Genomic DNA, 18,541 nt, shown 5'->3' on the forward strand with positions numbered 1-18,541 from the left:
TTACGCAATTGGCGATATTTTATATTGAAATTGAACTGTTACAATGAAAGAGAACTTGTTTAGTCAGACACGCTGGAAGGGGTTAAACCGATGAAGAGAAGAATACTTGGCAAGACGGAACTGGACGTACCTGTATTGAGTTTTGGAGCATCCTCACTCGGTTCTGTATTTCGTGACATTAACCGGGACGAAGGGATTCGCACTGTACATGCAGCCGTAGATGCGGGGATGAATTACATAGACGTTTCGCCTTACTACGGGCTGACAAAAGCGGAGACCGTGTTGGGTGAAGCCATCCGCAGCTTGCCGCGTAGTTCATATATGTTATCAACCAAAGCCGGACGGTATGGGGAAAATGAGTTTGATTTTTCACGTCAGCGGATTCTGGATAGCGTGCAAGAGAGCCTGGATCGATTGCATACAGACTATATCGACATTCTGTTTCTGCATGATATTGAATTTGTGCCAGCAGAGATTATTATCGAAGAAGCTTTTCCAACGCTGTTGCGTCTGAAAGAGCAGGGAGTTATACGACATGCGGGCATTTGTGGATTGCCCTTACCATTGTTTGAGAAGGTTCTGCCACAGATCGATGCGGATGCGATCATCTCGTATTGTCATTATTCATTGAATGATACCTCATTATTATCGTTATTGCCCCTGTTGGAAAAAAAAGAAATTGGCCTCGTCAATGCTTCGCCTCTTTCTATGGGCTTGTTGAGTACCCGAGGGGCTCCTGCCTGGCATCCGGCAGATGATCGGGTGAAAGAGCTCTGCCTGAAGGCTGCCCGCTTCTGTGCAGAACAAGGTAGTGACATTGCCAAGCTGGCCGTGCAATTCTCCACATCGAATGAACGAATTCCGACAACACTGGTGAGCAGTGCCAGCCAGCGCAATATCCTCAATAATGCAGCCTGGATAGAGGAACCGTTGGATCAGAGCCTGCTGGATGAAGTGCTGCGCATTCTGGCTCCATTGCATAACGAGACGTGGTCAAGCGGACGACCTGAATATAATACGAAGCCAAGCAACACGTCAGCAGAAGCATCCAAGGGGGAGCAACGATGAGAGCCATTGTATGTGAAGAAATAGATCAATTGAAGCTCCAGGACCTGCCTCAACCAGAACGAGCAGAAGGAGAGGCGTTGGTTGCCATTCGGCGGATTGGGATCTGTGGAACGGATCTGCATGCGTACAAAGGCAATCAGCCATTCTTTACCTATCCTCGTGTTCTGGGTCATGAACTGGCGGCTGTTATTGAAGAAATCGGTCCGAACGAGGCTGGGTTACAGCCTGGGGATCAGGTAAGTATTATTCCGTATCTGCACTGTGGTCACTGTATTGCATGTCGCAGTGGAAAAACCAATTGTTGTGCGTCCATGCAAGTCATGGGTGTGCACGTAGACGGAGGCATGAGAGAAAAAATCAACGTGCCTGTCTCACATCTGCTCTCAGCAGAGGGTTTGACACTGGATGAGACGGCAATGGTAGAACCATTAAGCATTGGAGCCCATGCCGTCAGAAGAGCAGGAATTAAACCTGGTGAGCATGTGGTTGTGATTGGAGCTGGACCCATTGGATTGGGTGTGATGGCATTTGCCAAACAGGCGGGGGCGCGTGTTATTGCCGTTGATCGTAATCTGGACAGGCTGGAGCTTAGCCGGACTTGGGCTGGAGCGGATGACCTGGTACAGGCCAATGAACATGCTGTACAACAAGTAGCTGAAATTACGGGAGGCGACTATGCTACAGCTGTCTTCGATGCAACAGGTAACGTGAATTCCATGAATGGGGCCATTCAATATGTGGCGCATAGTGGTCAACTCATTTTTGTAGGACTGGTGAAAGCGGATATTACCTTTCATGACCCCGAATTTCACAAGCGGGAGATGAGCATCCTGGGCAGTCGAAACGCAACCTGTGAAGATTTTGAACAAGTCCTGTCGACCTTGCGTCAAAAGAAATTAAGCATGGATGGGTATATCACACACCGAGTGGAATTTGATGAGTTACCTACTGCAATAGATCAATGGCTTTTGCCAGATTCACATGTAGTCAAAGCTATCGTTGAACTATAATATCAATTAATTATAATAACAGAAAAAAACGCTCTCTGACCTTGGTGGACAATACTGTCCATCCATAGGGGAAGAGAGCGTTTTTTTATTTTTCCGGATTCGTTACAATACCCGCATGTGGATCAATGTGACGCACAATGGACTTTAACCAGATCATCTCCAGCACATGTACCTCATAATAAAGTGCACCCGGGATTTGCCTGATCCATCCTTCCGCCATCGCGAGTTGTGTTGAGTCAGAAGTGGCTTCCAGAATTCCAGGTTCTCGGCGTAGCCGTTTGCGTACAGCTTTTTCAACTTGAGAGCTTTGTGTGGTCAATATGCATACTTTGCGTTTGGAAGAGAAGCCCCTGAATGCAATGTACACCATTTCATAAGCAATAAGGTAGGCGATTACGGAATACATCGCTTGGTCCCAGCCAAAGACAACACCAGCGGCTGTCAGTATCAACAAGTTAAGCAGCATGATTATTTTTTCGATAAGCATCCGTTTTCCGCTAAACACACGTTCAGGTGGGCGGGAAGACGGATCACCGATTTCCAGCGTATCCAGTGTCCCGCCATACCGCACGACGAGTCCAATTCCGAGTCCGAGGCATAATCCGCCAAACATGGCAGCAGCCAGCGGATGCTCTACAAGTGGCGGCATGGGATGAAGCACAATGGCACCGATCGAAAAGACAACCAGACCTAGAACAGTAACCAGTACAAATTTCTTCTGCACAATCTTGTAAGACAGAAATATAAACGGAACATTGAATAAAAATAGGAACAAACCAATCCTCATTTCGGTCCAGTGGGCGAAGAGTGAGGAAATACCTGTAATGCCTCCAATAATAATTTTATTGGGGTGTAAGAACAATTCAAGTCCCACGGAGGCCAGAATTCCGCCCGCAATAACAAGAAACAGGTTTAACCAGCGGCGGGTAGACGATATCCTGGTCTTGGCGGTGTTTGGCACCGGATTAGCCGATATCAGAGGTGCTTTCATAGGTCATCCTCCTTAGTGCGGCTTTCGAGCCATTCTCCCTGGGTTAGTCACAGAAAGATCGGCGTAAGAGCCGCGAAGTACGTTAGTATGTCTGTTCTGTACAGACATAGGTGTTATCCTTCTTTCTGCAGAACCTTTGGTTCTTCTTTCTTTTTCCGAGGATCTTTGAACTTGAATATTTTATCCAATAAACGGAATACATGTTTGGACTCTTTGGTTAATAAAGGACCCAGAATGGCCAGAATTAGGACATACAGCGCGGCAAACGGTTGAATCATTGGCAACAGTCCCCCGGCTTTACCCATGTTGGCCAAGATGATGGAAAACTCACCCCGTGACACAATGGTTAATCCAATATTCGCCGATGCTTTGGGTGATAGTCCTGCACTGCGCCCGGCCAGCATACCCGCTAGGAAGTTACCGAACAATGTAATAACAACTGCAATCAGAGCTAACCATACGGCATCGCCACCCAAGGACAACGGATCAATGGACAATCCAAAGCTGAAGAAGAAGATTGCTCCGAAGAAGTCACGGAACGGTAGAATCAAGTGCTCAATCCGTTTTGCGTGTTCTGTTTCAGCAAGCACCAGACCAACCAGTAATGCACCAATCGCTTCGGCAACATGAATGGTTTCAGAGAAACCAGCTACCAGGAACAAGGCTCCAAATACAACGAGAGAGAATAGCTCATTCGATCGAATTTTAAGCAATTTGTTTAGTAGCGGTGTTGCTTTGCGTCCAAGGATAATTACGATAAGCATGAATCCGAGTGCAATAAGTGCAGACATGATGACGCCTCCGATGGAGGATGAATCACTAAGCACAAGTCCGGACAAGATCGAGATATATACAGCGAGGAATACATCTTCGAACATAATAATACCCAATATCATCTCTGTTTCCGGGTTGGCCGTTCGTTTCAAATCCACGAGTACCTTGGCCACAATGGCACTGGAAGAGATGGTAGTTATACCTGCGATAATAAGTGCTTCTGCAACTGGGAAACCGGACACAAAACCGAATATTAATCCCAGCGTAAAGTTAATGCCGATGTAGATCGAGCCGCCAACTGCAATAGAGCGACCCGATTTAATTAAACGACCTACCGAGAATTCAAGTCCAAGGTAGAAGAGAAGGAACAGGATACCGATCCGACCCATAAATTCAATAAAAGGCTGACTTTCAATAAAACGGAAGTCCAGATGCCAGATTTTCATGGCATGTGGCCCAACGGCCATCCCGATCAGAATATAAAATGGAACGACCGAAAATCTTAGTTTTGCCGATAAAAGGCCGGCTGCTGCAATGAGCACAAGGGCCAGACCTACTTCGAATATCAAATGATCCATCTATTTACCCCCTTCCAGTCAGGAGGAGGGATTTAAACAGTTTCTGCTGATTGCGTTCGCCAACGGCTACCACCGTGGATTCTGCACTGATAACTACCTCCGGACCTGGGCTGATATGTTTTTTGTGATTTTTCTCTACAACGGCGATAACCGTTGCCCCAGAGTTTTGACGTACGTCCAATTCACCGATGGATTTACCGATACTTCCGAAGGATGGTTCGATTTTGTACCACTCGATAATCAGGTCGTCAAACGTTACTTCAATATTTTCAAGCTGTTTTGGTTTGTAAGTTAATCCGCCAACAATAGCAGCAATCTGTCGTGCTTCGTAATCGTCAAGTGTGATCATCGAGATGCTTTGATCGGGATCATCATACTCGAAGTGGTACATTTCCCGGCGACCGTCATCGTGAATAATAATGACAATTTTATCACCGCTACTTGTTTCAATCTGAAATTTTTTGCCGATTCCCGGCAAGTCTGTTTCGCGTACATCCATGGATTGTTGCCTCCTTATAATTAGGGGCTGGCCATAGAAGACAGGCTTATTTCCCGAAAATGATTAATCTGCTGCTCAAGGGAACATCAAAAGATGCGGGTAAACAGAGCCAGAAATTCCTGACACAGCCATATGATTTGAATTTGTCGGTGTGGGTACAACAAAAACAGGTACTGTCATAAACATAGGTTTATCTAACGTGTGCTAAAAGGGTTATAAGTTATGCACAAGCGCACCGTCTTTCATTACAGAGGTGTCTTCATGCAAAAGCAACCTGTAAATACGTCGTAACGGCTAGTGAAGAGCGTTTACGTATTTTGGTGCTATAGGGGTGAGGGATACATACATGCTGGTAAACTTAATAGGTAGCAGAAATAATCTGCGTTTAAACAAACAATACCACGGTTTAAAGGACAGACCCGTTGTAGGGATTCGCAGCATCAATAACAATGCGAGGACAAGAAAGACAGGCTTATTATGCGTAACCGCAATCAGCTTGGACATAACTTGTGGATATTTGCGAATGACAGGTTTCTGCTGGGATTCGGGTATTTGCAACAGCACTTCCTTGTTGGAAGTTGCTTCTACAGACACCCCAACGGCAGATTCGGACTGCATCGGAATAGGGAAGCACAAGGCTTGGAAAACGCACAAAATGATAATGATAGTGTAGTGGAGTATTCTAGGTTGTTGTCTCATTTTGGCTTCCCTCCTTTCCCGTGAAATATACTGTTATTAAAATAATAACACATTTTTGTCTTAACTCCAAACCTCTTTATAATATACTGAGAAATCATGACACGCTTTCCATCAATCCGCTTCGTATATCCCCATCGGCCTTGCCATATACTTTGAACAGGAAGGAAAGGAGTGATTCTTGTGGAACTGTTTGCTGTATGGACCGATGTATCGGGGCAAGAGGAAGCGGATCAATTTTATCGTTGTGTCAAGGAAAAAACCAAAGGTTTACATATAAGTAAAAGAGGATTTCGGCTCACCTTCAAACATAATGATGGAAGAGCAACCTGGGTGTGCAGAGGGAATGAGAATCACGAAGACTTCCAGCAATGGCTTCCCCGGATCAGTGATCTGCTCTCCCTTGGACTCGCCGACTTCATTATGGAGACACAAGAACGGAGCATGGTGGAGGATATGATCGCCAAGGCGTGTTCTGTCATGGATGAGCATGAGGTGGAAAAGGTCAATCGAATCTGCATGCCACTTCTATTAAATGGTGATCTGGATCAGCCCGGACTTCGAGAGCGCCGTCGTACTACGTTAGCCAGTGGACTACGGCAGGACCTGGAGGATGTTCACTTTTTTCACCTTGAAGGCATTATCAACTTCCGCATACGGCCATATAAGCAGGAGCTTCAGGAATTAGTGGAGTATGCGCTGGATGAGTTTTGGATGGATCGGCAGTATGAAGAGTTTATGGGGCTGTTAAAATATTTTGTGTTTTTTCAAGAAGCCAAAGTACCTCTGGTTCATCTTGTACACAAGGGAATGCATGAATTTCAGGTCCTGGATGCTGGACTTAATCTGTTACCCGTGCAAAAGGATGAACAGGTCGTTGTGGAAATGCCGGGTCTGGAACTGGAGATGGATATTGAAGATATGATTGTAAGTACACTCATCTCAATCTCTCCTGAGAAGGTCATGCTCCATACACGCACCCCGGATCTGCCAATCATCTCGACCATATGCCAGATCTTTGAAGACAAAGTGCAAATATGTCATCATTGCCCGGAATGCGAAGTGCTGCGCTCAGGATTGTTGACAGGTCTTGACGCAAGTGATCTCGGCAATTATAATAACTGTTGATCCATGAATTTTTCATGTGAACCATTGAACCAAAAGCGATGACAAAGACAACAACCACACGCAAGATAGGTGCAGAGAGAGGAACCAAGGCTGAAATTTCCTCCGGATATCACGTATGGTTTACCCCTTTGTAGCTGCAATTTTGAAAGTGGAGTTAGAATATCGCCTTTATTGGGGATTATCCGCGAGTAAGGATCTGCCGGGTCATGCCCGTTATCGTCATGCCAATGAGGGCTGTATTTCCGAATATGGATGAATCAGCTGAATTAGGGTGGAACCACGAGTATATATCACTCGTCCCTTTGCCGGGACGGGTGTTTTTTGCGTTCCTTTGCAAAATGACTGGAATAGCAATAGATAATCAGTCCATAAATATCTGGACACAAAGGTTACATTAACAGGAGGAATGAGACAAATGGCAGTGAACATTAAATTACCGGATGGTTCGGTACGTGAGTACGCGGATGGCAGTAGCATTGAGGACGTAGCCGCTTCAATTAGCAGCGGATTGCGCAAAAATGCCGTAGCCGGCAAGCTGGATGGTATCGTGGTGGACTTGTCCACAACACTTCATGAGGGAGCATTGGTGGAGATCGTAACTCTGGATTCACCAGAAGGACTTGAAGTGATGCGTCATAGTACAGCTCACTTGATGGCTCAAGCAGTGAAACGTTTATATGGGAACAAAGAGGTACGCCTCGGTATCGGCCCTGTCATTGAAGATGGTTTCTACTATGATATGGACCTCGAACATGCGCTCAATCCTGAAGATCTGCAAAAGATCGAGAAGGAAATGGAACGTATTGTGAATGAGAACTTGCCAATTGTACGTAAGGAAGTTAGCCGCGAGGACGCGATCAAAACGTTCGAAGAAGTGGGCGATCCTTACAAACTTGAGTTGATTCGTGATTTGCCAGCGGACAGCGTGATTACGATTTATGAGCAAGGTGAATTCTTCGACTTGTGTCGTGGCCCTCACGTACCATCAACTAGCAAAATCAAAGTGTTCAAACTGATGAATGTCGCGGGTGCTTACTGGCGTGGAGATAGCAAAAACAAAATGCTTCAACGTATCTATGGTACGGCTTTTGTGAAAAAAGCACAGCTGGACGAGCATTTGCACTTCCTCGAAGAAGCTAAAAAACGGGATCACCGTAAGTTGGGTAAAGAGCTGGAAATGTTCACATTCTCCCAACTGGTCGGTCAAGGCTTGCCAATCTGGTTGCCTAACGGTGCGAAGCTGCGCCGTACTCTGGAGCGTTATATTGTGGATCTGGAAGAAAGCCTGGGATACCAGCATGTATACACACCAGTTCTGGGTAACGTGGAATTGTATAAAACATCTGGACACTGGGAGCACTACCAGGAAGATATGTTCCCGAAAATGGTAATGGATAACGAGGAACTTGTTCTCCGTCCAATGAACTGTCCTCACCATATGATGGTGTACAAGTCCAGCATGCACAGCTACCGTGATCTGCCAATCCGTATTGCAGAGCTTGGTATGATGCACCGTTATGAAATGTCGGGGGCATTAACAGGTCTGCATCGTGTACGTGCAATGACACTGAACGACTCACACATTTTTGCACGGCCGGATCAGATCAAAGAAGAGTTCGCTCGTGTTATCGAGTTGATTCAAACAGTCTATAAGGATTTCGGTATTAACGAATACCGTTTCCGTCTGTCCTATCGTGATCCGCAGGATACCGAGAAATACTTCCAGAACGACGAGATGTGGGAGATGTCCCAACGCATGCTGCGTGAAGTTGTGGAAGAACTTGACCTTCCATTCTATGAAGCTGAAGGTGAAGCGGCGTTCTACGGTCCGAAGCTGGATGTACAGATCAAAACAGCTCTGGGCAAAGAAGAGACATTGTCTACGGTTCAACTGGACTTCCTGTTGCCTGAGCGCTTTGAACTTGAATATGTGGGCGATGACGGACAGAAACATCGTCCAGTCGTTATTCACCGCGGTGTAATTAGTACAATGGAACGTTTCACAGCATTCTTGCTGGAGAACTTTGCAGGAGCTTTCCCATTGTGGTTGTCTCCGGTACAGGCAAAAGTGATCCCGGTATCCGGAAACTTCGACGATTATGCGCGTGAAGTGGAAGCGAAACTGAAACGTGCGGGAATCTCTGCTGAAGCCGATCTGCGGAACGAGAAGCTTGGATATAAAATCCGTGAGGCGCAGCTTGAGAAAATGCCTTATATGTTTGTTGTTGGTGAGAATGAGCGTAATGCAGAAGCCGTATCCGTGCGTAAGCGTGGAGAAGGCGATCTGGGCATGAAACCGGTCGATGAAATTATCGCTCAATTGAAAGAAGAAATTGCAACACGTTTGGTATAAATGAACAAATGATCTATCAGATAACCAGTGCATAAGTTGCGCTGATCACTCTGAATAACGTCTGAATAACATGGGATTGACCTATGTTATTCAGGCGTTTTTTCGTAGTGTTTGCAGTAAAAAGTATAGATTAATTGCTTTTTGGAAAACCTTTGCAGTGAGGGGGAGGTTATACAATGAAAAAGCAATTCTCAATTCAAAAGGAACATATACGGGGTTTATTGGTTGGCTGTGTAATATTCGCCGGGATGATGATCAACCTGAATCAGGCGGATGCCTATACATTTGAAGAGGAAAGTGCAGTACTGCATGTGGAGAGTCACAACAGTAGAAGTGAAGGTCTGATTATTAAGACTTCGAGCAAGCCTATTCAGGAATTTCCGGAACAGGTTAGCCATCAATACAGCGATGAGGCTCAGTTGACGACCATGGTGTATATGGCTTTATTGTGGTCACCACAACCAATGGTCATTCCAAGACCTGAGCTTCCAGAGAAACAAGTGGCAGATCCGTCTATGCCTGTGCTTGCTCCGCGTTCAGAACAAATCCTGGGTACACAAAAGGTTACAGCAACGGGATATACGGCAGGTGTTGAGTCTACAGGAAAAGGACCCAAACATCCTCAATACGGAATTACGTATTCCGGTGTCAAAGTACGTCGTGATAAAGAAACAGTTTCCACGATTGCAGCTGATCCAAAATTGTTCCCAATGGGTTCCATTCTGTACATTCCAGGCTATGGTTACGGAATTGTTGCAGATACGGGTTCAGCGATCAAAGGCAATAAAATCGATCTGTATTTCCCGACTACCAAGCAAGTGTACAAAGAGTGGGGAAAAAAGGATGTGGAGGTACAGGTGATCAGGCAAGGCGCTGGGAAATGTACAGAGAAGATGCTCAGCGAGTTGGCCGATGCAATCGATGTGTACAAATCTGTACCGGATTCGTGGTTGGACAAGGCCATTTAATTTCACATGTTGAACATGAATAACTGAAGTGCTCTCTTCACATAATACTGACTGGGGACGAACCCCGCGGTGCAGCAATGCATCGTAAATATGAAGAGAGAGGTGATTCGTTGTGGCTAAAAAATCACAAGGGTACCAAACGCCAAACGAGAAGTACAATGCAGAGTTTGGAGAAGAGAATGCAGCAGCAAAAGTGAAGCAATCCGCTCAAAACAAAGTACAAGATAATTTCCAAACACCTGATGAAAAATACAATGCCGAGTTCGGTGTAGAAAACACAGGCCAAACTGGCCAAGGTCAAGGCAAAGCATCGAAATACAAAAAATAATTGAAGATTCATTAATCAAATGATGATTCAGCACCCTGGAGCAGCAGCTCCGGGGTGTTTTACATATGCGAAGTTTTTTACATTAATATCCTCCCATCTCAGTCTGGAGACCGAGATGAATTCCACCTGCCGCCGCTGTTCTCAATGTCTTGTCTGAGTTACACTGGATACATAATAAAGACAAAGGAGACATGAGCGATGAAACGATCGACGCGTGACCGCTGGTGGGTTGGCATACCTCTTATTGCTATTGGTGCGATGATCTTGTTCAGACAATTGGGATATGACATTGATGTAGGATATATTTTCAGAACATATTGGCCGTTATTTCTAATCTGGTGGGGGGTCAAAGGAATCTCCGAGATTCGTCGCAACGGGGGTTACGCCTTTATAGGACCGGTAATTGTACTGGCGATTGGTGGTTACTTTCTTGCCCGTAACCTGGGATGGATTGATTACTCCATGGGGGAGTTCATTCGTTATCTGATCCCGGTTATGCTGATTGGCGGAGGATTGTTTGTACTGATCGGGCCACGACGTCGTGATCGGAAACATCATGACAAGATGCAGCCACCTCCAGCACCTGAGCAACCTTATAAACCGTTGGCTCCGGAGGATCTGGAGATGCCGTCATCGTTTGACGAACAGTTCGAGAAAACATTTGGCAAACCAAAACAGGAACAGAAAAACGATGCACATGGCCCTCACTTCACAGGATCAACAGATTCATCATCACAAGGGCATCAATATAAGAAGAAACATCAATCGTATAACTCTAACGATACCGGATATGGAGAACATTATGATGATGACTACGGAAATGGTTATGGGGATTATGGCAGTGGCAATACCATTAATAAATCGGCGTTCATCGGTGATCTGTACATGGGGCAGGAAGTGTTCTCGTTGAAACCAATGAACATCTCGGCTTTTATCGGAGATACCGTAATTGATTTGACGAAGGCACAGATTCCTTATGGGGAGACGAAGATTGTCATTTCTTCATTTATTGGGGATGTGAAAGTATTTGTTCCGGAAGATATGGATCTGGGTGTGACGGTGACGACAAATTCCTTCATTGGAGATATGTCACTGTTGAACCAGAAACGCGGCGGATTCCTGAGTAGTGCCCAGGCTGAAACTGCCCATTACCATGAAGCTAGCAAAAAGGTACGGATTATTGTAAGTGTGTTTATCGGAGACGTCAAAGTGAATAAGGTGGGTTAATGCATGATTCGAACAATTCTCAAGGCCAATAAATGGGAACTGATGATGTATTTTGCGCTAACTGGTCTGATTACACTGGGCGGATTCTATCTATTGTATGGAGAGGTGTTGATGGGGGCTGGTCGTCAGCGGGCATGGACCTATGTTGCCGTTGTTGTGCTGGCCACCGTTATCACCGGATATATCGCTGCATTACGACTCCAACGCAAGATCGACCTGCTAGATCTCAATATGTTGAAAGTATCCAAGGGTAATCTGGCGGTACGCATGCCTGAAGCGGATGACGCTTCGTTTGGTCGTGTCTATCAGGAGTTCAATGTCATGATGGATTCGATTGAGAAAAAGATGAGACTGCTTCAGCGCCTCGGTGAACAGGAAGTCATTGAGAAGGAGCAAGCCTCGGAGCGGGCTGTGCTTGAAGAGCGCAAACGAATGGCAAGGGACCTCCATGACACGGTTAGCCAGCAGTTGTTTGCCATGCATATGTCGGCTTCGTCTTTACCGCGACTGCTGGAGATGAATCCGGAACATGGTGGTAAAGTACTGGACCAGTTGATCCAGATGTCACATATTGCACAGCGTCAGATGCGAGGATTGATTGCCCAACTTCGACCGGTGGAGCTGGAAGGGCGTGACCTCACCGCAGCACTGGATAGTTGGTTTCCAGATTATTGCAGGCAGAATGGTCTTAAAGGTGTGAAAGAGCTGGAACTGGATGGCGGAATCTCGGATGCCATTGAGCACCAGCTGTTTCTTGTTATTCAGGAGGCAGTTGCCAATGTTGTGAAGCATGCAGAGGCGGGAGTGGTTAGTCTGTCCATACGGGAGAGTGAACATCAGATCAGCATGAGCATCAGCGATGATGGTCAGGGATTTTTGCAGCAAGCGGAGCGTCCGGGTTCATACGGGTTATCTACCATGCGTGAACGGGCGGAGAAGCTTGGGGGGCAAGTTCAGATTATATCGAAACCGGGAGCGGGAACGACGGTACGGGTATTGATCCCGAAATTCCCGAACGTTCCTGAGTGAACCAGAGGGGGAGACGCAATGAGTGGTAAAGTAAACGTGATGATTGTGGATGACCATGATATGGTGCGCATGGGGTTGAAAACATATCTGATGCTGGAACCTACTTTTCATGTGATGGGAGAAGCGGGCCACGGGCAGGATGCGCTTGATCAGTTACGTAAGTTAAATGATAGTGAAATGCCGGACCTGATTCTTATGGATCTGATGATGCCTGTAATGAATGGCGCTGAAGCAACAAAAGCCATCATGACTGAATTTCCAGGGATGAAAATTGTGATGCTCACCAGTTTCCTGGAGGATGATCTGGTTGTGCAAGCGATTGAAGCGGGTGCGGTAAGTTATATACTGAAGACAGTCTCTGCTGAGGAACTGATCTATGCTCTGCAAGGGGCCTATAGAGGTATGCCTGTTATGACAGGTGATGTGTCGCAGGCGTTAACCCGTGGAATCAGACAACGTACAGCGAGAGAGAGTGAATCGGGACTGACTGAACGGGAGAAGGAAGTACTGCTGCTTATTGCAGAGGGAAAGACCAACAAAGATATCGGAGAAGAATTACATATCAGTATCAAAACCGTCAAAACACATGTAAGTAACCTGCTGATGAAATGTGAGATGGACGATCGTACACAGTTGGCCATCTATGCGCATCGTCAGGGATGGGTGAAAACGAAAGGGTAAAATGCTGTCGTGACGGGGAAAAGAGTCTATTCTTACGTGCTTTTATCTCCTTTTTAATTGTTTTTAAGGTACGGTTAAGGTTTAAAGTACAAAATAAGGACAGTTAAAGAATATCTCTTGGAAATAAGAGATTGGGAGGTAGAGAGGCATGGACGAACGCAACTATAGATCGAACCGTCAAGACGAGGAAAACGAAACCAAACAAACGGAGAACCGTAATTCTTCCGGAACGGACGAATCCTCCTATTATTATTCTTATGGACCTTTTCAGTCCGTGAATCAGGAAGATACAGCAAATCACATGGGAAGCAATAATCAGCGTGAAGAAGGAAATGTAGAGATTACAAAACCTGATCCGGTGAGACCCGTACCTACTTACTATAATAGTGAATCATCTGAACAAGCGAAAAGATCATCAGGAGGCGGCGGAAACGGCTCAGGTAACGGTGGAGATCAAGGGAATGGCGGCAAAGGCAACTGGAACTATAATAACCGCAAGCCACGTTCTTCCGTAAGATCACTTCTATTTTCCTTTATTGCCGGTATGCTGGTCATCACCGTTCTCATGTACACAGCTGACAGAACAAACATGTTCACACCGGAGACGGCACTTACGAACACGGACAATCAAAGTTCAGGACAGGAAGCATCCACAAACACAGGCGGAGGCAACAATGTCACGGCGTCGTTACTGCCAACAGGCAAAGAAGATGTGTCTTCCGTAGTAACAAGTACAAGTCCGGCTGTCGTCAAAATCGAAACACTCGCGAAGCAGTCCTCACGTACAGGATTGGGTCAGGGTGGATCAAATACAAGTGATCCGCTGTACCAATACTTCTTTGGTAATGGCGGCGGAACGGAAGGCAATCAAGGCCAAAGCCAGCAACCACAAAGCGGTAATCAGCTTGTACCTATGGGCATTGGTTCCGGGTTCATTTTTGACAAAGAAGGATATATCCTGACGAACCAACACGTTGTTCAGGGTGCAGATGTAATCCAGGTAACCCTGGAGAACAACAGCAAGCCTTATGAGGCTAAATTGCTGGGAAGCAGCTTTGATCTGGATTTGGCTGTATTGAAAATTGAGAAAAATAGTGGTGACGATGCGTTCCCTGTAGCTCCACTGGGTGATTCCAACAGTACTCAAGTCGGTGAATGGCTTGTAGCTATTGGTAACCCTGAAGGATTCGAACACACGGTTACAGCAGGTGTACTGAGTGCCAAAGAACGTACGATCAGCATTCCAGATGAAGAAACAGGAAAAACACGCGAGTACAGCCATTTGCTGCAAACCGATGCTTCGATTAATCCGGGTAACTCCGGTGGTCCGTTGCTTAACCTGAATGGGGAAGTTATCGGAATGAACGTTGCAGTAAGCGCAGATGCACAGGGGATTGGTTTTGCAATCCCGTCGAGCGTCATCTCTGAAGCTGTTAAATATCTTAAAGAGAACAAAGAAGTTCCCAAAGAGCCAGTACCCTTTATCGGTGCGTCTCTGATGGCTCTCACGCCTGAAGTTGCTAAACAAATGGGAACAGACGTTACCGAAGGTTCAGTTGTAGCCAGCACGATCTTCCAATCACCGGCTTACCAAGCAGATCTTCGTGCATATGACATCATCACAGGTGCCAATGGTACGCCGTACGCGACAAGTCAAGATCTGATTGATTTCATCAAGAAACAGGAAATCGGTAGTGAAGTTACACTGAACGTGGTGCGTGATGGTAAGAAGATGGATCTGAAAATCAAAATCGGCAACAAAAATGATTTTGATACTTCACAAACCACAGATACACAACAGCAGCAACCATAAATATAAGGTAAGGATTAACACAACGGAAGGGTTTGAAGGCCCTTCCGTTTTTTTGCCCTGATGAAGCAGGGTTACAATGGACCAGGACGGATTGGAGACGCCTACTTGAAGATGCAGATTGTGCTTCTGCCTGTTACAATGGGATAAAACGTTAGGATAAAGGAGAAAGACCACCATGCGCTCAACTATTTTGATTGTGGATGATGACGAAAAAATTGTATCCATGCTCCGCCGGGGGCTGGCTTTTGAAGGATATGAGGTACAGACGGCTTCCAATGGAGCCGAAGGCCTCAGCAAACTGATGGACAAGGAGCCGGACATCGTTGTGCTGGATGTGATGATGCCGCAGATTGACGGATTTGAGGTATGTCGCAGATTGAGAGAAGCAGGCAGCAAAGTGCCTGTGCTGATGCTTACGGCCAAGGATGAAGTACAGAGCCGGGTGACCGGACTGGACACAGGAGCCGATGACTACCTTGTAAAACCTTTTGCGCTGGAAGAATTATTGGCACGTGTCCGGGCATTGCTGCGCCGCAAGTCAGATAGTGCGGGTACACCAGACAATCGTCTGATGTATGAAGATATCATTCTGGACAATGACTCACGTGAAGTATTGCGAGATGGGCAGCGTCTGGAGCTGACTGCCAAAGAATTTGAACTGTTGAATCTGTTCATGCAAAATCCAAGACGGGTACTGTCCCGTGATCTGATTATGGATAAAATCTGGGGTTATGATTACAGCGGTGAGTCTAACGTGCTTGAAGTATACATTGCCATGCTCAGACAGAAGACTGAAGAATACGGTGGCAAACGTCTAATCCAGACCATCCGGGGAGCCGGTTATATTCTGAGAGGTGACTCCTGACATGTCCATTCGGTTAAGACTAACCGCATGGTATTCTGGTATTCTGGCCGCCGTGCTTATTTTTTGGGGCGTTGTCATCTATGCCTTTGTTTATTTTAATTCCTATCAGGAAGTCGAACAGCAATTAAAGGTGAAAAGTGCCCGGATTACGGATCAAATTGGTGTAAATCCTCTTTCGCAGTCGTTGGATCTGGACCCATTTACAGAGAGCCAGCTTCAGGAGGCACAAATTTACATTCAACTCTGGGATTATCAGAGTCGCTCAGGCATAATTTCCGGCAATATGAAAAAACTGGAGATTCAGTTTCCGGTATTAAAAGCCAATGAAATTCTTGAAAAGCGAGGCATATCCAAGATCTATGTGGATGGTACACCGTTTCTGGTGAATCAGCTTCCCCTTTCTCTTCAGGGAACCAATGAAGTACGTGGGATTCTTCAGGTTGGTGCGAATGTAAGTTCACAGGAGCGCTTGCTGGAAGCGTTGCTTAATATTTTGGTTTTTGGCTGGCTGGTAGCGATGGCCCTCGCTATTACCTCAGGTCTCGTCCTGGCTCGCAAGTCGATGCGTCCGCTCGTAACTGTCATTGATGCCGCCAATCAGATTCAATCTGGAGATGACTTAAGTGTACGTATTCAATATGCTGGGCCGAAGGATGAGATCGGGCGTCTGATTGAAACGGTGAATAATATGCTTGAACGTACAGAATTGTCATTCCGTGGTTTGGAGGAGACGAATGCTGCCCAGCGCCGCTTTGTATCCGATGCATCGCATGAACTGCGTACGCCGCTGACCACCATACGCGGGAACGTAGACTTCCTGAAGAAGCTGTGGGATCAGGAGGGGACCGACCGACCGAATCTGGATGAGGAGACCGTCAAACAAATGTCGCTGGAAGCCATTGAAGATATGGCGGACGAGGGAAAACGTATGAGCAGGCTGATCAGCGACATGTTATCGCTGGCGAGAGCGGATACGGGTCAGAAAATTGAACTGAATCCGACCCCGCTGCAAATTCTCGTACAGGAAGTGGCACGTAGAGCACAATTTCTGGATCGTCAGGCAGACTGGCTTCCAGGAGATTTTTCCATCCTTAATGGTATTTATGTGAACGGTAGCAAGGACTATCTGCAACAGATGTTGTTTATTTTCATCGAAAATGCGTTTAAATACACACCTGAAGGCTCTGTGACGCTGGATGCCGTATTATACAAAGGTCAGGTAGGACTACGCATCAGCGACACTGGTATTGGGATGGATCGGGACGAAGTGCCGTTCATCTTTGATCGCTTCTATCGGGCGGATGAATCCCGTGGGGCGACACCGGGGATCGGTCTGGGACTTTCGATTGCGAAGTGGATTATTGAAGAACACCACGGATCGGTTGAGGTTGTGACCAGACGTGGAGAAGGAACCACCTTTATTATCTGGTTGCCGGTTGTCTTTGCTCCGCCTATCGAATAAAGGTATAATAGACAGGACTGCAATTACATCGGCAACGTTGCCGAGAAAGAAAGCGGGTGGCAACCAAGTGGAAGTACTACGAATTTCGCCGCGGGGATATTGTTACGGCGTTGTGGATGCGATGGTGCTCGCGCGTCAAGCGGCACGCAATCTGGATTTACCACGACCTATTTATATATTGGGTATGATTGTGCATAACCAACATGTGACGGATTCCTTTGAAGATGAAGGTATTATTACATTGGATGGTCCGAACCGGATGGATATTTTGAGCCAAGTGGAGAGTGGCACGATTATTTTCACAGCTCATGGTGTATCTCCTGAAGTGCGCAAGTTGGCACGGGACAAAGGATTGACAACAGTGGATGCAACATGCCCTGATGTCACCAAGACACATGATCTCATTCGGGAGAAGACGGCAGAGGGTTATCAGATCATCTATATCGGCAAAAAGAATCACCCTGAACCAGAAGGTGCCGTTGGTGTTGCACCAGATCTCGTTCATCTGATCGAGAAGGAAGAAGAGATCGAAGAACTGAACGTATCTCCAGGCAAAATCCTTATTACGAATCAGACAACGATGAGCCAGTGGGATATTAAACACATTATGAGCCGTCTGCTGGAGAAGTTTCCGGGCGCAGAGATTCATAATGAGATTTGCCTTGCAACTCAGGTTCGTCAGGAAGCTGTAGCGGAACAGGCAGGTCAATCGGACCTGGTTATCGTGGTGGGTGATCCTCGCAGCAATAACTCTAACCGTCTGGCACAAGTGTCGGAGGAGATTGCGGGTGTTACGGCCTACCGTGTATCTGATGTTTCCGAGATTCAGCAAGAATGGCTGAAAGGTGTAAATAAGGTGGCGGTTACTTCGGGTGCATCAACACCAACGCCGATCACGAAAGAAGTCATCCTTTACCTGGAACAGTATGAACATGACAAGCCGGAGACGTGGGAGATCAAACGTACCGTGAACATGAGCAAACTGTTGCCTCCAGTTAGAGAAAAAACACGTACACCTTAGGAAATGTAAAAGTAAGTCTAAGTGTATGTGAATTAAAAACGAGATGTGAA

General features: G+C 46.3%; 17 protein-coding genes. 13 read left to right on the top strand and 4 right to left on the bottom strand.

Annotated features, from left to right (window positions below):
• The first annotated feature begins 90 nt into the window (after positions 1–90).
• Both NSQ20_RS09270 and NSQ20_RS09275 read left to right on the top strand, forming a co-directional pair.
• On the top strand, positions 91–1,068 hold the full coding sequence (locus NSQ20_RS09270; protein ID WP_340032321.1) for an aldo/keto reductase: 978 nt from the start codon (positions 91–93) through the stop codon (positions 1,066–1,068).
• Positions 1,065–2,078, top strand: a complete 1,014-nt coding sequence (locus NSQ20_RS09275; protein WP_076252422.1) for a zinc-binding alcohol dehydrogenase family protein — start codon at positions 1,065–1,067, stop codon at positions 2,076–2,078. Before NSQ20_RS09270 ends, NSQ20_RS09275 begins: the two co-directional genes overlap by 4 nt.
• Before the next feature lie 85 nt (positions 2,079–2,163).
• Here NSQ20_RS09275 and NSQ20_RS09280 read toward each other — a convergent pair whose 3' ends face one another.
• The 4 genes from NSQ20_RS09280 to NSQ20_RS09295 form a co-directional block, all read right to left on the bottom strand.
• Positions 2,164–3,069, bottom strand: a complete 906-nt coding sequence (locus NSQ20_RS09280) for a YitT family protein (RefSeq protein WP_051447155.1) — start codon at positions 3,067–3,069, stop codon at positions 2,164–2,166.
• A 113-nt stretch (positions 3,070–3,182) separates the two neighbouring features.
• Positions 3,183–4,421, bottom strand: coding sequence for a cation:proton antiporter (locus NSQ20_RS09285; protein ID WP_036610060.1), 1,239 nt, complete (start codon positions 4,419–4,421; stop codon positions 3,183–3,185).
• A gap of 4 nt (positions 4,422–4,425) precedes the next feature.
• On the bottom strand, positions 4,426–4,920 hold the full coding sequence (locus tag NSQ20_RS09290; RefSeq protein ID WP_036610059.1) for a cation:proton antiporter regulatory subunit: 495 nt from the start codon (positions 4,918–4,920) through the stop codon (positions 4,426–4,428).
• 294 nt (positions 4,921–5,214) lie between these two features.
• Entirely contained in the window at positions 5,215–5,619 is a 405-nt protein-coding gene (locus NSQ20_RS09295) for a hypothetical protein (RefSeq protein WP_051447154.1), read from the bottom strand.
• Positions 5,620–5,790: 171 nt separating this feature from the next.
• Between NSQ20_RS09295 and NSQ20_RS09300 the strand changes: the two genes are divergently transcribed.
• The 11 genes from NSQ20_RS09300 to NSQ20_RS09350 all read left to right on the top strand — a co-directional run bounded on the left by NSQ20_RS09300 (position 5,791) and on the right by NSQ20_RS09350 (position 18,491).
• Positions 5,791–6,744: a putative sporulation protein YtxC gene (locus tag NSQ20_RS09300; protein WP_051447153.1), complete on the top strand. Its 954-nt coding sequence runs from the start codon at positions 5,791–5,793 to the stop codon at positions 6,742–6,744.
• A gap of 415 nt (positions 6,745–7,159) precedes the next feature.
• Positions 7,160–9,097 carry a threonine--tRNA ligase gene (gene thrS, locus NSQ20_RS09305; protein ID WP_036610058.1) on the top strand — a complete coding sequence of 646 codons (1,938 nt, stop codon included), beginning with the start codon at positions 7,160–7,162 and terminating at the stop codon, positions 9,095–9,097.
• Positions 9,098–9,273: 176 nt separating this feature from the next.
• On the top strand, positions 9,274–10,065 hold the full coding sequence (locus NSQ20_RS09310) for a 3D domain-containing protein (protein WP_256721250.1): 792 nt from the start codon (positions 9,274–9,276) through the stop codon (positions 10,063–10,065).
• 112 nt (positions 10,066–10,177) lie between these two features.
• Positions 10,178–10,393, top strand: a complete 216-nt coding sequence (locus tag NSQ20_RS09315) for a hypothetical protein (RefSeq protein ID WP_036610057.1) — start codon at positions 10,178–10,180, stop codon at positions 10,391–10,393.
• Positions 10,394–10,591: 198 nt separating this feature from the next.
• On the top strand, positions 10,592–11,620 hold the full coding sequence (gene liaF / locus NSQ20_RS09320) for a cell wall-active antibiotics response protein LiaF (protein WP_340019866.1): 1,029 nt from the start codon (positions 10,592–10,594) through the stop codon (positions 11,618–11,620).
• 3 nt (positions 11,621–11,623) lie between these two features.
• Entirely contained in the window at positions 11,624–12,649 is a 1,026-nt protein-coding gene (locus NSQ20_RS09325) for a sensor histidine kinase (protein ID WP_036669825.1), read from the top strand.
• 18 nt (positions 12,650–12,667) lie between these two features.
• Complete coding sequence (locus NSQ20_RS09330) at positions 12,668–13,330, top strand: response regulator transcription factor (protein ID WP_340032322.1); 663 nt, start codon at positions 12,668–12,670, stop codon at positions 13,328–13,330.
• A gap of 148 nt (positions 13,331–13,478) precedes the next feature.
• Positions 13,479–15,143 (top strand): trypsin-like peptidase domain-containing protein, encoded by a 1,665-nt coding sequence (locus NSQ20_RS09335; RefSeq protein WP_340032323.1) that lies wholly within the window; start codon positions 13,479–13,481, stop codon positions 15,141–15,143.
• 175 nt (positions 15,144–15,318) lie between these two features.
• Positions 15,319–16,008: a response regulator transcription factor gene (locus NSQ20_RS09340; RefSeq protein WP_036610048.1), complete on the top strand. Its 690-nt coding sequence runs from the start codon at positions 15,319–15,321 to the stop codon at positions 16,006–16,008.
• A gap of 1 nt (position 16,009) precedes the next feature.
• Positions 16,010–17,470 (top strand): HAMP domain-containing sensor histidine kinase, encoded by a 1,461-nt coding sequence (locus NSQ20_RS09345; protein ID WP_076318315.1) that lies wholly within the window; start codon positions 16,010–16,012, stop codon positions 17,468–17,470.
• A gap of 67 nt (positions 17,471–17,537) precedes the next feature.
• Entirely contained in the window at positions 17,538–18,491 is a 954-nt protein-coding gene (locus NSQ20_RS09350) for a 4-hydroxy-3-methylbut-2-enyl diphosphate reductase (RefSeq protein ID WP_036669829.1), read from the top strand.
• Positions 18,492–18,541: the final 50 nt, after the last annotated feature.

It is taken from the genome of Paenibacillus sp. FSL K6-1122 (genome assembly GCF_037977015.1).
GTDB lineage: Bacteria > Bacillota > Bacilli > Paenibacillales > Paenibacillaceae > Paenibacillus > Paenibacillus amylolyticus.

What these genes read in the sequence shown, in the direction of transcription:
- NSQ20_RS09325 (WP_036669825.1), top strand. Translation starts at nt 11,624, where the DNA reads ATGATTCGAACAATTCTCAAGGCCAATAAATGGGAACTGATGATGTAT.
- NSQ20_RS09345 (WP_076318315.1), top strand. Translation starts at nt 16,010, where the DNA reads ATGTCCATTCGGTTAAGACTAACCGCATGGTATTCTGGTATTCTGGCC.
- NSQ20_RS09270 (WP_340032321.1), top strand. Translation starts at nt 91, where the DNA reads ATGAAGAGAAGAATACTTGGCAAGACGGAACTGGACGTACCTGTATTG.
- NSQ20_RS09290 (WP_036610059.1), bottom strand. Translation starts at nt 4,920, where the DNA reads ATGGATGTACGCGAAACAGACTTGCCGGGAATCGGCAAAAAATTTCAG.
- NSQ20_RS09330 (WP_340032322.1), top strand. Translation starts at nt 12,668, where the DNA reads ATGAGTGGTAAAGTAAACGTGATGATTGTGGATGACCATGATATGGTG.
- NSQ20_RS09340 (WP_036610048.1), top strand. Translation starts at nt 15,319, where the DNA reads ATGCGCTCAACTATTTTGATTGTGGATGATGACGAAAAAATTGTATCC.
- liaF (WP_340019866.1), top strand. Translation starts at nt 10,592, where the DNA reads ATGAAACGATCGACGCGTGACCGCTGGTGGGTTGGCATACCTCTTATT.
- thrS (WP_036610058.1), top strand. Translation starts at nt 7,160, where the DNA reads ATGGCAGTGAACATTAAATTACCGGATGGTTCGGTACGTGAGTACGCG.
- NSQ20_RS09335 (WP_340032323.1), top strand. Translation starts at nt 13,479, where the DNA reads ATGGACGAACGCAACTATAGATCGAACCGTCAAGACGAGGAAAACGAA.
- NSQ20_RS09280 (WP_051447155.1), bottom strand. Translation starts at nt 3,069, where the DNA reads ATGAAAGCACCTCTGATATCGGCTAATCCGGTGCCAAACACCGCCAAG.
- NSQ20_RS09310 (WP_256721250.1), top strand. Translation starts at nt 9,274, where the DNA reads ATGAAAAAGCAATTCTCAATTCAAAAGGAACATATACGGGGTTTATTG.
- NSQ20_RS09285 (WP_036610060.1), bottom strand. Translation starts at nt 4,421, where the DNA reads ATGGATCATTTGATATTCGAAGTAGGTCTGGCCCTTGTGCTCATTGCA.
- NSQ20_RS09295 (WP_051447154.1), bottom strand. Translation starts at nt 5,619, where the DNA reads ATGAGACAACAACCTAGAATACTCCACTACACTATCATTATCATTTTG.
- NSQ20_RS09275 (WP_076252422.1), top strand. Translation starts at nt 1,065, where the DNA reads ATGAGAGCCATTGTATGTGAAGAAATAGATCAATTGAAGCTCCAGGAC.